Origin of the sequence: Rhodococcus sp. BE178 (genome assembly GCF_050433545.1) — a bacterium.
Lineage (GTDB): Bacteria > Actinomycetota > Actinomycetes > Mycobacteriales > Mycobacteriaceae > Prescottella.
The window spans coordinates 12406-26981 of sequence record NZ_JBNPXA010000010.1; the positions used below are offsets into that span (position 1 = coordinate 12406).

General features: G+C 67.7%; 10 protein-coding genes and 1 pseudogene. 4 read left to right on the top strand and 7 right to left on the bottom strand.

Annotation, left to right across the window (positions count from 1 at the left end):
- Positions 1 to 3 precede the first annotated feature (3 nt).
- The 3 genes from J2X34_RS17665 (at position 4) to J2X34_RS17675 (ending at position 3255) form a co-directional block, all read left to right on the top strand.
- Positions 4 to 879 (top strand): fumarylacetoacetate hydrolase family protein, encoded by an 876-nt coding sequence (locus J2X34_RS17665; protein WP_429518687.1) that lies wholly within the window; start codon positions 4 to 6, stop codon positions 877 to 879.
- Entirely contained in the window at positions 876 to 2399 is a 1524-nt protein-coding gene (locus J2X34_RS17670; RefSeq protein WP_429518689.1) for an aldehyde dehydrogenase family protein, read from the top strand. The genes J2X34_RS17665 and J2X34_RS17670 overlap by 4 nt, the downstream gene beginning before the upstream one ends.
- Before the next feature lie 64 nt (positions 2400 to 2463).
- Entirely contained in the window at positions 2464 to 3255 is a 792-nt protein-coding gene (locus J2X34_RS17675) for an SMP-30/gluconolactonase/LRE family protein (RefSeq protein WP_429518690.1), read from the top strand.
- Between the two features lie 526 nt (positions 3256 to 3781).
- Here J2X34_RS17675 and J2X34_RS17680 read toward each other — a convergent pair.
- The 6 genes and pseudogenes from J2X34_RS17680 to J2X34_RS17705 all read right to left on the bottom strand — a co-directional run bounded on the left by J2X34_RS17680 (position 3782) and on the right by J2X34_RS17705 (position 12185).
- Positions 3782 to 4242 (bottom strand): annotated as a pseudogene (locus J2X34_RS17680) (PPOX class F420-dependent oxidoreductase).
- A 50-nt stretch (positions 4243 to 4292) separates the two neighbouring features.
- A complete protein-coding gene (locus J2X34_RS17685) occupies positions 4293 to 5456 on the bottom strand; it encodes an acyl-CoA dehydrogenase family protein (protein ID WP_429518692.1) in 1164 nt (387 codons plus the stop codon).
- A 1-nt stretch (position 5457) separates the two neighbouring features.
- A complete protein-coding gene (locus tag J2X34_RS17690) occupies positions 5458 to 7356 on the bottom strand; it encodes an ABC transporter ATP-binding protein (RefSeq protein WP_114723880.1) in 1899 nt (632 codons plus the stop codon).
- Between the two features lie 26 nt (positions 7357 to 7382).
- Positions 7383 to 9116: an ABC transporter ATP-binding protein gene (locus J2X34_RS17695; RefSeq protein WP_114723862.1), complete on the bottom strand. Its 1734-nt coding sequence runs from the start codon at positions 9114 to 9116 to the stop codon at positions 7383 to 7385.
- A gap of 99 nt (positions 9117 to 9215) precedes the next feature.
- On the bottom strand, positions 9216 to 11549 hold the full coding sequence (locus tag J2X34_RS17700; RefSeq protein WP_114723861.1) for an MMPL family transporter: 2334 nt from the start codon (positions 11547 to 11549) through the stop codon (positions 9216 to 9218).
- Between the two features lie 27 nt (positions 11550 to 11576).
- Positions 11577 to 12185 (bottom strand): TetR/AcrR family transcriptional regulator, encoded by a 609-nt coding sequence (locus J2X34_RS17705; protein WP_114723860.1) that lies wholly within the window; start codon positions 12183 to 12185, stop codon positions 11577 to 11579.
- 163 nt (positions 12186 to 12348) lie between these two features.
- On the opposite strand from J2X34_RS17705, the gene J2X34_RS17710 reads away from it, so the two are divergent.
- Complete coding sequence (locus tag J2X34_RS17710) at positions 12349 to 13134, top strand: class I SAM-dependent methyltransferase (RefSeq protein WP_114723859.1); 786 nt, start codon at positions 12349 to 12351, stop codon at positions 13132 to 13134.
- 33 nt (positions 13135 to 13167) lie between these two features.
- Here J2X34_RS17710 and J2X34_RS17715 read toward each other — a convergent pair whose 3' ends face one another.
- On the bottom strand, positions 13168 to 14550 hold the full coding sequence (locus tag J2X34_RS17715) for a PLP-dependent aminotransferase family protein (RefSeq protein WP_114723858.1): 1383 nt from the start codon (positions 14548 to 14550) through the stop codon (positions 13168 to 13170).
- Between the last annotated feature and the right edge of the window lie 26 nt (positions 14551 to 14576).

The window sequence follows — 14576 nt, forward strand, 5'->3', positions numbered from 1 at the left end:
CCGATGAACCTTGTCCGATTCCTCGACGACGACGGCAGAGCGAAACTGGGCGTGCTCGACGCGACCGGCATCCATCCGCTACCGCTGCCTGACATGGCGACCCTGCTGCGACACAGCGCCGCCGAGATCAGGGAACTCACCGAGCAAGCGATCGCGACCGGCGTAGTCCGGCCGCTCGCTCGAACGTCGCTGCTGGCACCGATCGACGGACTTACCGAGGTCTGGGGCGCCGGCGTCACCTACCTGCTGTCCCGATCAGCCAGAATGGAGGAGTCGCGGCACGATCTGGTGTACCAGGACGTCTACGACGCGCAACGACCGGAACTGTTCTTCAAATCCGCCGCCTGGCGGGTACGCACCGATCGTGAGCAGGCTGGGATCCGCGCCGACTGCCCTGACAGCGTTCCCGAGCCGGAGCTGTGTCTGGTCCTCAACCGGCACGCCGAGATCATCGGAGCGCTGGTCGGCAACGACATCACTGCCCGCGGAATCGAGGCCGAAAACCCCATCTACCTGCCGCAGGCCAAGCTGTATACCGGTAGCTGCGCACTCTCGCCACAGATCGTCCCGTGGTGGTCGATCACCGCCCCGGAAGATCTCGGCATCACGATGACGATCCAGCGCGGTCAGGAAACAGCATTCAGCGGCGAGACCCGGACCTCGTCGATGAAACGCGATTACGCCGAACTAGTCGAATGGCTGTTCCAAGCCAACGAGTTCCCCGATGGTGTCGTGCTTTCCACCGGAACCGGCATCGTCCCCCCGCTGGGCGAGGGCCTGCGCGACGGCGACGTCGTCACCGTGTGCATCGACCAAGTCGGCGTTCTCACAAACACAATGGCGCAGATCCAGCGCACGGAAGGAGCCCTCGCACGATGACTGTGATCAGCCTGAACCCGATGGACGCAAGCGTGAACGGCTCCGTCGAGGACACCACATCCGAGGAGTTGCGCACCATCCTGACCGCCGCGGCAACAGCAGCACCCGCGGTCGCGTCAGCTTCTGCAGCAACGCGCGCAGCCTGGATGCGAGCGGTCGCCAATGCGCTCGACGAGCGCGCCGACGAGCTGGTGGCCTTGGCCGACCGGGAGACCGCCCTGGGAGTTCCGCGGCTGACCGGCGAGCTGGCCCGCGCAACCGGTCAGCTACGGCTGCTGGCATCCCACGCCGAGACCGGCCAACCCTTCGACCCGACGATTGACACCGCCGACCCGGCATGGACTCCCACACCACGTCCGGATCTGCGTTCGATCCGTGTCGGTATCGGCCCGGTCCTGGTGTTCGCCGCCAGCAACTTCCCCTTCGCTTTCAGCGTCGCCGGTGGCGACACCGCCAGCGCGTGGGCTGCCGGCTGCCCGGTAATCGTCAAAGCCCACCCCGGACATCCGCTGCTGTCGGCCGCGGTCGCCGACATCATCACGGCCACCTTTGCTGAAAATGACGCACCTGCAGGGATATTCGCACTCGTAAACGGGTACAGCACTGGTACAGCGGCCCTGGCCGCCCCTGAGATCGCTGCGGCAGCTTTCACCGGATCCACGGTCGGTGGCCGCGCCCTGCACGACATCGCGGCCGCCCGCGAGAACCCGATCCCGTTCTTCGGAGAACTGGGCGGCATCAACACAGTCGTCGTCACCGGGCGCGCGAGCTCGGAGCGCCCCGAGGAGATCGCCGCGGGATTGAGTCAGTCCTTCCGGCTCGGCGCCGGCCAGTTCTGCACAAAGCCCGGACTGGTCCTGCTACCGGCCGACAGCGACATCCCCGCCCGCGTCGCGACACTGATCGCCGACCTCCCCGCGCCGGTGATGCTCGGCATCGACCTGCGCGACCAGTACCGCGGCCAGCTCCGAGACTTCCTCGCACACAAACCCGTGCAACAGGTGGCGGCCGGGCTGGAGCCGACAGAGCAGACCGGAGCCCACGAACAGATCACGGTCGCACAGACCACGGTTGACGCCCTGTTGGCCGATGTCGAGGGACTCACCGAGGAACATTTCGGACCCACCACCCTGCTGGTCACCTACGACTCACCCGAGGAACTGTGGCAGGCGGTCGCAGTGTTGCCCGGCTCGCTGACTGCCGGCCTGCAGCGGGCGCCCGGTGAGGACGTAGCCGACCTGGTCGCGGCGCTGGCCGGGCGAGCCGGGCGGGTGTTGGTCGACGACTGGCCGACCGGGGTTGCGGTCAGTTGGGCGCAGTTCCACGGCGGGCCGTATCCGGCCACCACCGATCCCCGATTCACCGCCGTCGGCACCGCAGCGATCGACCGCTTCCTGCGCACAGTCGCCTACCAACACGTCCCCGAAGACGCACTGCCCCTGTGGCTGCACGACAGCAACCCCGAGGGAATCCTCCGGCGCATCAACGGAACCCTCACCACAGAGCCGGTGAAGCAGTGAACCGATGAAGACCTCGACAGCCCAACAGTTCACCGGTGTTGTGACCCATCACGGTGAAGGGCCGGTGTGGCTGAACGGCCACGGCCTCGTCGTGCTCGACATGCTCGCTGGCGACATCGTCTTGCTCGACGGGGCCGGCGAGGTCTCTCGACGGGTCAACGTCGGACCGGTGGTCGCTGCCCTGCGCCCGCGACGTGGCGGCGGTTTCGTTGCCGGGATCGAACGTGGCTTTGCCCTGCTCGACAACCACTGGACGGTTACCGACACCATCGAATGCTGGACCGATCCCTCCATCCGTATGAACGATGGAACCTGCGATCCGGATGGCCGGTTCTGGTGCGGGTCCATGTCCTACGACTTGGTCCCGGGCGCCGGTGCGCTGTGGCAGCTCCGCCCCGACGGCGCCACCACCATAGCCGCGTCCGGCGTCGGCTGCTCGAATGGTCTGGCATGGACGCAGAGCGGCACCCACGCCTATTACGTCGACAGCCTGACCAGCCGGATCGACATGATCACTGTCGGGTCCGACGGGAACATCTCGAGCAGGACGTCCTTCCTGGACACTGCTGATCTGGGTTTCCCCGACGGCCTCGCCGTCGACCGGGCCGACGGAGTCTGGCTCGCTCTTTTCGACGCAGGCCGCCTGGTCCACGCCGACCGTCATGGCTGTCTCGACGCCGAAATCACCATTCCGGCAAGACAGGTCACCGCCTGCACTTTCGGTGGCCCCCGATTCGACCAGCTCTACATCACCACATCCCGATATCAGCTCACGGAGCCGGAACAAGGGGCCGGAGCCGTGTACATTGCCGAGCCGCCGATCGGTGGATTCGGACCGTTCGCGTTTCGCAGCTGAACCAGCGAGCGACCGCAACACTTCGACCAGCTCGATCACGCTATCTGCCAGAACCAGTTTTCACGCTCCGCCGAGTGCGCCACGACGCTCTGTTGATTCGAATGGAGGTGAGAAACCTTCGTCGCCGATCCAGTCGCAGCAGGGCGGTGGAGCTGGCGCAACCGTGTCCGGGGTGGTCCTTCTGATCGGGCCAGGCCAAGCGGGTGACTCCCGGATGTTCCCGATCTTGATGTCCGCATTGCCGGTGCCCCGACTTGGCCCCGGTCGCGCCAGGACAAGGCCGGATGCGGTGCTCGGCGACAGGCCTACTCGTCGAAAGCTATCCGCGCCCATCTACAGACGCGGGGCATCGAAGCGGTGATCGCCGAACCCGCCGATCAGAAAGGCCACCGCCTCCGACGGGGCACCCGTGGTGGACGTCCCGTCGGTTCCGAGAAGTCGACAAACTTGCCCTCACCTACCGCGCAGGCGTGATCCTCTCAGCGGTTTGCACCTGGTTACGACTCTTCACCGAATAGGAGACACGCTAATCGCGGGCGAGGCTCGGCGGGAAACCCCCGGTGGCGATCGGACCCCAGTTGTCGATGGTGATGCGGATGAGGCTCTTGTTCTGCGCCCGCATCGCGTCGCGGTACTCGTCCCAGTCGGGGTGCTCGCCCGAGATGCACCGGAAGTACTCGACGAGCGGTTCGAGCGCGTCGGGCATGTCGAGGACCTCGGCCGTGCCGTCGACCTGCACGAGGCGCCGTTGAACTCGTCGGACAGCACGCACACACTCGCCTGCGGATCACGGCGCAGATTCGCGGCCTTGGCCCGCTGCGGATACGTGGAGACGACGATCCGCCCCTCGGCGTCCAGCCCCGAGGTGACGGGCGAGATCTGCAGTCCCCCAGACTGTTTCCGGGTGACGAGAACGCTGCGATGACGTGAGCGGATGAAGTCGAGCAACTGGTCACGGGTGACGTGTGCGGCGGTTGCGACAGCCATGGTGCGGCCTCCTGGTCGGTGACGGCTCTACGGTGCCAGCCTAAGGTGTCTCAGCGGAACGCGGCGTGCCCGGTGAGCGCCCGACCGATCGAGAGCAGGTGCATCTCGCTGGTGCCCTCGTAGGTGAGCACCGACTCGAGGTTGTTGGCGTGCCGCAGCGGCGAGTACTCGAGCGTGATGCCGTTGGCGCCGAGGATGGTCCGGCACTCGCGGGCGATCGCGATGGCCTCGCGCACGTTGTTGAGCTTGCCGACGCTGATCTGGTCGGGCGTGATGTCGCCGCGGTCCTTGATCCGGCCCAGCTGGATCGCGAGCAGCATGCCCTTGCCGAGCTCGAGGGTCATGTCGGCGAGCTTCTCCTGCGTGAGCTGGTAGCCGGCGAGGGGGCGGTCGAACACCTCTCGGGTCCCGGCATATTCGATGGCCGTCTCGAGGCTGTCGCGGGCGGCGCCGAGCGCGCCGAACACGATGCCGAACCGGGCCTCGTTGAGGCATGACAGCGGCGCGCCGAGGCTGTGCGCGCCCGGCAGCTGCGCGGACGCCGGCAGCCGGACCCCGTCGAGCACCAGCTCCGACGTCACCGACGCCCGCATCGACAGCTTCCCGTGCACGGTGTTGACGGTGAATCCCGGTGTGTCCGTGGGGAACAGGAAGCCGCGGACGCCGTCGTCGGTCTGCGCCCATACCGTCGCGACGTCGGCGAGGCTGCCGTTGGTGATCCACATCTTGGTGCCGTCGAGGATCCAGTCGTCGCCGTCGCGGCGGGCTCGGGTCCGCATGCCCGCCGGGTTGGATCCGAAGTCCGGCTCGGTGAGCCCGAAGCAGCCGAGCGCCTCACCGGTCGCCAGCCGCGGCAGCCACTCCTGCTTCTGCTCCTCCGAGCCGTAGCGGTGGAGCGAGAACATCGACAGCGAGCCCTGCACCGAGACGAAGCTGCGAAGCCCGCTGTCGCCGGCCTCGAGCTCGAGGCACGCGAGCCCGTAGCTGACGGCGTTGGTGCCGGCGCAGCCGTAGCCCTGCAGGTGCATGCCGAACAGCCCGAGCCCGCCGAGATCGCGGGCGATCTCGCGCGGCAGCGTGCCGGACTCGAACCACTCCGGCAGCTGTGGCCGGAGTCGTTCGTCCACGAGCCGCCGGACCGTCGCCTGGATGTCCCGCTCCTCCTCCGAGAGGAGGGCGTCGATCCCGAAGAGGTCCAGCGGCTTCATGGTCATATCAGTCCACGGCTCCCACGAACTGGCTGTTGTACAGCGTGTAGTAGGCGCCGCGCCGTTCCAGCAGTTCGTCGTGGTTGCCCTGCTCGACGATGTGACCGTCCTCCATGACGACGATCAGGTCGGCGTCGCGGATCGTGGACAGCCGGTGCGCGATCACGAAGCTGGTCCGGTCGCTGCGCAGCACCGCGGTGGCCTGCTGGACGAGCAGTTCGGTGCGGGTGTCGACCGAGCTGGTGGCCTCGTCGAGGATCAGGATCGACGGCTGCGCGATGAACGCCCGGGCGATCGTGATCAGCTGCTTCTCGCCGGCGCTGACGTTGCTGCCCTCTTCGTCGATGACCGTGTCGTAGCCGTCGGGCAGCATGTGCACGAAGCGGTCCACGTAGCTCATCCGGGCGGCCTCGCGGACCTGCTCGTCGGTGGCGTTGGGGTGACCGTACGCGATGTTGTCGCGGATGGTCCCGCCGAACAGCCACGTGTCCTGCAGGACCATGCCGATCCGCGAGCGCAGATCGTCGCGGGTCATCTGCGAGATGTCGACGCCGTCGAGCGTGATGCGGCCGCCGTCGAGCTCGTAGAACCGCATGATCAGGTTCACCAGCGTGGTCTTGCCGGCGCCCGTCGGCCCGACGATCGCGACCATCTGTCCCGGCTCCGCGGTGAGCGAAAGGCCCTCGATGAGCGGGGTCTCCGCGTCGTAGCCGAACCGGACGTCCTCGAACTCCACGCGGCCTCGGGCCTGCGCCGGGCTGAGCGCGGGATCCGGATCCTCCGACTCCTCGTCCTCGTCGAGGACCGCGAACACGCGCTCGGCGGACGCGATACCCGACTGCAGCAGGTTCACCATCGAACCGATCTGGGTGAGCGGCTGCGTGAACTGGCGGGAGTACTGGATGAACGCCTGCACGTCGCCGAGGCTCATCGTGCCCGACGCGACCCGCATGCCGCCGATCACGGCGATCGCGACGTAGTTGAGGTTGCCGAGGAACATGATCGCCGGCATCACCATGCCGGAGATGAACTGCGCCTTGAACCCGGACTGGTACAGATGCTCGTTCTTCTCCTGGAACTGGGCCTGGACCTCACGGCCGCGGCCGTAGGCGGTGACCAGTTCGTGGCCGGTGAGGGCCTCCTCGACCTGACCGTTGAGCTCGCCGGTGGTCTTCCACACCGCACCGAAGTGGGGCTTCGACCGCTTCGCGATCTTGGCCGCGACGACCGCGGACAGCGGCACGGTGAGCACCGCGATGAGCGCCAGCAGCGGCGAGATCACGATCATCATCGCCAGGATGCCGATGACGCTGAGCGTGGCGGTCACCAACTGGCTGAGCGTCTGCTGCAGACTCTGCGAGACGTTGTCGATGTCGTTGGTGACGCGGCTGAGCAGGTCACCTCGCGAGGAGGTGTCGAAGTAGCGCAACGGAAGTCGGTTGATCTTCCGCTCCACCTCGTTGCGCAGATCCCGCACGACGCCCTGCACGATGATGTTCAGCAGGTACGCGGCGAGCCACGACACGAACGCCGACGCGAGGTACAACGCCAGCACCAGCGCGAGCACCTGGCCGACGGCGGTGAAGTCGATGCCCGCACCGGGCACGACGTCCATGCCCGAGACCATGTCGGCGAACTGGTTCTCGCCGGCGGCGCGGAGTCCGTCGACGGCCTGGTCCTTGGTCAGGCCCTCCGGCAGCTGCCGGCCGATCACACCGTCGAAGATGATGTTCGTGGCGTGGCCCATCAGGCGCGGGCCGATGACCGACAGCACGACGCTGGCCGCGGCCAGGATCAGGACGACCGTGACCGCGGTCCGGTGCGAGCGCAGTCGTCCGAGCAGGCGCTTCATGGACGCGCCGAAGTTCTCCGCCTTCGCGGCGGGGGCCCCGGGTGCGCCGGGCATCGGAGGCGAGGACTGGGTCGCGGTGCTCACAGCGCCTCCTGAACCGAACGCTGGGACTCCACGATCTCGACGTACGTCGAACAGGTCTCGAGAAGTTGCTCGTGCGTGCCGATGCCGACCGTCGCGCCCTCCTCGAGGACGATGATCTGGTCGGCGTCGATGATCGTCGACACACGCTGGGCCACGATAATCACGCAGGCATCCTCGGTTTCGGGCCGCATCGCCGCGCGCAGCCGGGCATCGGTGCTCAGGTCGAGCGCCGAGAACGAATCGTCGAACAGGTACACCGCGGGGCGGCGCACGAGCGCGCGGGCGATCGCGAGACGCTGCCGCTGCCCGCCGGAGACGGTGGTGCCGCCCTGCGAGATCGGCGTGTCGAGGCCCTCGGGCATCGCGCGGACGAAGTCGGCGGCCTGCGCGATCTCGAGCGCGCGCCACAGCTCCTCGTCGGTGGCGTCCGGCTTGCCGTAGCGCAGGTTGGTCGCGACGGTGCCGGAGAACAGGAACGCCTTCTGCGGCACGAGGCCGATCTGCGAACGCAGCAGCTCGGGGTCGAGGTCGCGCACGTCGGTGCCCGACACGGTGACCGCACCGGAAGTGACGTCGATCAGACGCGGGATCAGGCCGAGCAGCGTGGTCTTGCCGGATCCGGTGCCGCCGATGATCGCGGTGGTCTTGCCGGGTTCGGCGGTGAAGCTGATGCCGCGCAGCACCGGCTCCTCGGCGCCCGGGTACTTGAACTCGGCGTCGCGCAGTTCGACGAGCGCGGGCTGGTCCATGGCGGTGACGGGGTTGACCGGGGCCACCACCGACGGCTCGGTGTCGAGCACCTCGGTGATGCGCTCGGCACACACCGCGGCGCGGGGCGCGAGCATCGCGATCATCGACGCCATCATGACCGCCATCAGGATCTGCATGATGTAGCTGAGCATCGCGGTCAACGAGCCGACACCCATGCTGCCGTTGTCGATCTCGTGGCCGCCGAACCAGATGACGGCGACGCTGGTGAGGTTCGCGATCATCATCACGAGCGGAATCATCAGCGCGCTCATCCGGCCGACCTTCAACGCGGTGTTCGTCAGGGCCGAATTGGCCTCGTCGAACCGCTCCGCCTCGGACCGCTCCCGCACGAACGCGCGGACCACGCGGATGCCGGTGATCTGTTCGCGCAGCACGCGGTTCACCGCATCGATTCGCGTCTGCATGGTGCGGAATGCGGGCACCATCTTCGTGATCATCACGATCATCACGAGGGCGAGGAGCGGCACGCTCACCGCGAGGATCCACGACAGTCCGGCGTCCTGCCGGATCGCCATCACGATGCCGCCGATGCACATGATCGGTGCCATCACGAGGATGGTGGCGCTGAGCACCACCATCATCTGCACCTGCTGCACGTCGTTGGTGCTGCGGGTGATGAGCGACGGCGCCCCGAACCGCCCGAATTCACGGGACGAGAAGGACCGGGCGCGGCTCACGACCGCGCTGCGCACGTCCCGACCGAAGCCCATCGCAGCACGGGCACCGAAGTACACCGACCCGATGGAGCAGATGATCTGAACCACGGTCACGAGCAGCATCTTCGCGCCCGCGGTCATGATGTAGCCGGTGTCGCCGGCGGCCACACCGTTGTCGATCAGGTCGGCGTTGACGCTGGGGAGATACAGCGCAGCGCCGGTGGCGACGAGTTGGAGGAGTATGACGCCGGCAAGGTCGCGCTTGTATGGCCCCAGGTAGGTGCCGAGAAGTCTGATCAGCATGGTGGGCGAAGGTTACCAATCCGAAGGGTGAAAAAGGGAGGGATCGGGCCGGACTGCCGGGACCGATCCCTCCCCGTTCACGAAACTGTCAGGAGGTGGTCAGGAGACGGGCACGTCCTCGCGCTCGCGTCCCTCCTGCGGGAGTGCACGGGCCAACTTCTCGCCCTCGATGTCGACGTTCGGCAGGATCTTGTCGAGCCACTTCGGCAGCCACCACGCCTTGTCCCCCAGCAGCGCCATCACCGACGGGATGACGAGCATGCGGACGACGAAGGCGTCGAAGAACACCGCCGCGGCGAGCGCGAAGCCCATCGACTTGATGAACGAGTTCGGTTCCGCGATGAACGCCGCGAACACGGAGATCATGATGATCGCCGCCGCCGTCACGACGCGGGCACCGTGGTTGAACCCGATCGCGACCGCGTCCTTCGCGGACGCGCCGTGCACGTACTCCTCGCGCATGCGCGTCACCAGGAACACCTGGTAGTCCATCGCGAGGCCGAACACCACACCGATCAGGAAGATCGGCATGAAGCTGACGATGGGCTGCGGGTTGGCGGCCAGTCCGCCCCAGCCCTCCTGGAACACCGCGACGGTGGCACCGAACGTGGCGGCGACGCTGAGCAGGAAGCCCAGGGTCGCGGTCAGCGGCACCAGAATCGAACGGAACACCAGCATCAGCAGCACGAACGCGAGTCCGACGACCACCGCGAGGTACGGCACCAGCGCGTCCAGCAGGCGCTCGGAGATGTCACCCTCGAGTGCCGTCTGGCCGGTGACGCCGTAGTTGATGCCGATCGAGTCGTGCAGGTCGGACTCGGCCGCGCGGATGTCGGCGACCAGGTCCATCGTCGACGGATCGCTCGGGCCGCTGCGCGGGGTCACCAGGATCTGCGCGGTATCGCCCGCCTCGTTGGCGCCGACAACCTGCGCATTGAGCACGTCGGGCTGTTCGGAGATCTTCGCGACGACGTCACCGAACGCCTCACCCGCCGGGACGGTCGCGTCCTGCGCATCCACGACGACCAGCAGGGGTCCGTTCTTGCCGGGCCCGAAGCCCTCGTTCACCAGGTCGTAGGCCTGGCGGGCGCTGGTCGCCGGGTCACCGCTGCCCTCGTTGGGCAGCGCCAGTTCGAGCTTCGCCGCGGGAATCGCGAGCACACCCAGCAGCACGACGCCGATGATCACACCGATCGCCGGTCGGCGGACCACCGCACGGCTGTAGCGCTTCGAGAACGTCTTCTTGCCGTCGTCGCCCTCGGCGTCTCGCTGACCCAGACCGGGGACGCGGCCGGCGAACGCCTTGCGCCCGAACAGGCCGAGGATCGCCGGCAGCAGGGTCAGTGCGATGAGGACCGCGATGAACACCGTCGATGCGGCCGCGGCGCCCATGTCGGACAGGAAGGGGATGCCGACGACGCGCAGCGCGACGAGCGCGATGATGACTGTCAGGCCCGCGAACACGACGGCCGAACCGGCGGTGCCGACCGCGCGGCCCGCGGCCTCGGAGCGGTCGTCGGTGAGCTCGAGTTCGTGTTTGAAGCGCGAGACGATGAACAGCGAGTAGTCGATCGCGACGGCCAGGCCGATCATGACCGCGAGCGTCGGGGTCATCGAGCTGAGGTCCATGAAACCGGTCGCGACGGTGATGCCGAGGCTGCCGATCATGATGCCGATGATCGCGGTGATCAGCGGCAGGCCCGCGGCCACCAGCGAGCCGAACGTGATGACGAGGACGATGGCGGCGACGGCGATACCGATCAGCTCGGTGATGCCGCCGGGCATCTCGGCCTCCATCGCGGCGGAGCCGCTGACCTGGACGTCGAGGCCGGCGCCCCGACCGATGTCGGCGGCCTCCTTGATCTGGTCGCGCGTCGCCTGGTCCATGTCGCTGTACTCGCCGTCGAACGGGACCTCGACGTAGCCGACGGTGCGATTCTCACTGAGCGGCGACAGTGCCTGGGCGTTCGAGACCGCGACGTCCTCGGGGATGCCCTGCTCCGCGGCGCCGGCCTTGGCCATCTGCGCGAGACCGGCGTCGGCGGTCACCGGGTTGACCAGGGCCCCTGGCGTCCCCGCGGTCGGGTCGGCCTTGGCGGCCGCGCTGACCTTGTCGATGCCGCGGACCTTCGCGAGCACCTCGTCCATCGCGGCCTGGTTCGCCGGGGTATCGAGGGTCTGACCGTCCGGGGCCGCGAACACGTAGCGGGCCGAGAGCGAGTCCATCCCGCTGCCCTGGTCACCGAAGCGCTCGGACATCAGGTCCTGCGCCTGCTGCGCCGGGGTGCCCGGGATGGAGAACGAGTCCTTGGTCGGACCCGACAGCGTCGCGGCGCCGACACCCATCAGAACCAGGATGGCCAGCCAGATGGAGAGGACCGTGCCTTTTCGCCGGTAGGCGAATCTGCCGATCCGATAGAGATAGGTGGCCATGGTGGCTCCTTCTTGATCGGGTGGGGTCTAGCGAGCGGGCACGGCGAGGCCTCGCCGCAGTTGGTCGAATGCCGCTCGGACGACTTCTTCGGGGTTCGCGGCGGACGCTCGACCGCTCATCCACAGGTCCATCGATGCCTTGCAGGCTGCACCGACGACCATGTGCAGCAGGTTGGGATACAGATCGGTGGCGCTGTCGGTGCCGGTGCGCTCGGCGATGACGTCGGCGAGCACCGGGGTGACCCGGAGGTGCATCTCGAGTTTCTTCGCCAGCAGCGTGGGGCTGGCGTCGATGAGCTCGGCCAGCGCCTGCATCTCCTCGATGTCGTGCTCCGGATCGGTGACGGCCCGGACCACGACGTGTTCGAGGGAATCGAGGATCGGCTCGGACGCGGGCCGTTCTCGGAGCCAGTCCGCCCACTCGTAGACCGAGGCCTCGAGGTGGTGCAGGACGGCCTCCTCCTTGCTGGAGAAGTAGTTGTGGAACGTGCGCGTGGACACGCCGGCTTCGGAGGCGATCATGTCGGCGGTGACGAGTTCGATACCCCGCCCCTTGGCGAGGCGCGCGGCGGCCTCACTGAGCGCGATGCGCGTCGCCGCCTTCTTCCGGTCCCGCAGACCGAGTGCTTCACTCACCCCTTCGAAGGTACCGAAGTTGCAGAGCTCTGCAATGTTGCAGTGGAGTGCACTTTTGTGGGCTTCCGCACACCCATACAAGGAGAGTGATCGGGGTCACGTCGCGCGCGTTCGCGGCCTACGCTGATCCCACAACCCGCGCACCTCGGAAACGGCGGCGACGATGCCCGATTGGGACGGCGAACAGTACGCACAGGCGAGCGAACTGCAGCGGACGATGGCGACCCGTGCGCTCGACGGACTCGACCTGGATCCACACGGTCGCGTGCTCGACGTCGGCTGCGGCGACGGGTTCGTCACCCGCATGCTCGCGGACCGACTCACCGACGGCTACGCGATCGGCGTCGACGCGTCGCCGCGGATGATCGAGAAGGCCGCGTCGGGCGAGACGGATCCCCGGGTGCGGTTCATGGTCGCGGACGCGCGACGACTGCCGTTCCGGGATCGATTCGACGTCGTGGTGTCCTTCAACGCGCTGCACTGGGTGCCCGAACAGCAGCAGGCGCTGGCGTCGATCGCCGACGCCGCGCGGCCGGGCGCGCGGGTCCTGATCCAGGTGGTGTGCGCGGGTGACCGCGTGAGCCTCGAGACCATCGCGATGGAGGTCGCGGGTACGCCCCGATGGGTGGACCGGTTCGCCGCATTCACGCCACCGTTCGTCCACGTCGAGCCCGATGACTACCCGGAACTCGCGGCGTCCGCGGGCCTGCGCGTGACCGATCTGTCGGTCCACGACGTCACCTGGGACTTCGGCACCAGGGAAGCGTTCGCACAGTGGTGCACCACCGGCGCCGACGCCTGGACACACCGACTGGACCCCGACGACCGTCCGCGGTTCATCGACGACTGGATGCGCGCCTACGAGGAGGTGTCGGGGCGGCCGGGGCTCTTCCAGTACATGCAGATGCGGGCAGCGCTCACCCCGAGCGCCCGCCCGGCAGGGAGCTGACGGCGGACGTCTTGCCGGTCGTACCGACGACCCTCACCGCTGGAGGATTTCGGAGAGTCGCCTGACGCCTTCGGCGATCTGGGCTTCAGTTGCGGCCCCGTAGGAGAGGCGCAGGAACGGTGCGGGTGGTTCGTCCACGAAGAAGTGACGCCCGTCTCCTATGAGCACCCCGGCCGCGTATGCGGCGGCGCAGACCTCGCGGGTATCTGCGCCCTGGGGAAGCCTGGCCCAGAGGTGAATGCCACCGCGCGGGACGCACGGAATGCGGATGCCGGGCGTCGTGGCACGAATCGCGGAGGCAAGTGCGTCGCGTCGCGTCGCGAGCTCGGCGCGCAGGCGCTTCAGGTGCCGGGGCCACACATTCGAGGTCAGGAGACCGCAGGCGATTTCCTGCACCAGCGGCGCGACGCAGAGGTCGTCGGCGGTGCGCGCGGCCCGGAGCCGCTCGCCTGCCGGACCGCGCGCGATGACCGCGCCGAGCCTGAGGCCTGGGGAGGCAGGCTTCGACAGGGTGAGGATCGACACGACGTGTCCGTGAGGGTCTTCGGTGAAGAGTGGGGGTGGGGCCTGTCCGTCGATGCCGAGATGTCTGGCCCAGTCGTCCTCGATAATGAACGCACCGTGTCGGGCGGCGAGTTCGAGCACCTGCTTCCGGCGCTCCGAACTCAAGACCGCGCCGGTGGGATTCGCGTAGCTCGGCTGGAGGTAGACCACTCGCGCTCGCGTGCGTTCGAGTTCGTCGGCGAGGCGGTCGACCTGGATCCCGTCGGCGTCGGCGGGTACCGACGAGAGGTTGAGGCCTGCGCTCTGCGCAGCGAGGATCGCGCCCGGATAGCTCGGACTCTCGGTGATGACCGCCGACCCGGGCTCGGCGAGTGTGCGCATTGCGAAGACGAGGCCCTGCTGCCCGCCGGAGACCACAAGCACGTCGTTCGGGTCGGCGCGGTATTCGGAGGCGAGGATGCGCCGCAGTTCCGGCGATCCCGCTGGCGGTGTCATCATCCAGGCACGACCGCTCTTTGCCGCACGCGAGCCGATGCGATGCAGTTCCTCGTTCGGCAGTAGTTCGGGGGCAAGGTATCCCCAGGAGAGCGGGATGTGCTCGGGAGTACCGTAGCCGCCCAGACGAGCGGCCCGGTCGGCGTCCACTCTGGCGCGGCCAAGCGCCTGAGACTGCCAGGAAAAGTCCGGTTCCGGAAGTCGTTCGTGGCCCGCCACGAACGTTCCCCGTCCGGGCTCAGCCCGGACCAGCCCGAATGCGCTCAGTTCCGAAAGAGCTGCCGAGATGGTGGCCGCACTTGCCTGGAACTCCACGGAGAGTTCTCGGACGCCCGGCAGCTTCTCCCCCGTACCCATCGTCGCGATCCGCTGGCGGAGGCGTGCCGCAATCTCCGAGGACCTGTTATCATTCGACATGACACTAGTGAATAACGTTACTCTAG

What these genes read in the sequence shown, in the direction of transcription:
- J2X34_RS17665 (WP_429518687.1), top strand. Translation starts at nt 4, where the DNA reads ATGAACCTTGTCCGATTCCTCGACGACGACGGCAGAGCGAAACTGGGC.
- J2X34_RS17670 (WP_429518689.1), top strand. Translation starts at nt 876, where the DNA reads ATGACTGTGATCAGCCTGAACCCGATGGACGCAAGCGTGAACGGCTCC.
- J2X34_RS17685 (WP_429518692.1), bottom strand. Translation starts at nt 5,456, where the DNA reads ATGACCATGAAGCCGCTGGACCTCTTCGGGATCGACGCCCTCCTCTCG.
- J2X34_RS17690 (WP_114723880.1), bottom strand. Translation starts at nt 7,356, where the DNA reads ATGCCCGGCGCACCCGGGGCCCCCGCCGCGAAGGCGGAGAACTTCGGC.
- J2X34_RS17695 (WP_114723862.1), bottom strand. Translation starts at nt 9,116, where the DNA reads ATGCTGATCAGACTTCTCGGCACCTACCTGGGGCCATACAAGCGCGAC.
- J2X34_RS17700 (WP_114723861.1), bottom strand. Translation starts at nt 11,549, where the DNA reads ATGGCCACCTATCTCTATCGGATCGGCAGATTCGCCTACCGGCGAAAA.
- J2X34_RS17710 (WP_114723859.1), top strand. Translation starts at nt 12,349, where the DNA reads ATGCCCGATTGGGACGGCGAACAGTACGCACAGGCGAGCGAACTGCAG.
- J2X34_RS17715 (WP_114723858.1), bottom strand. Translation starts at nt 14,550, where the DNA reads ATGTCGAATGATAACAGGTCCTCGGAGATTGCGGCACGCCTCCGCCAG.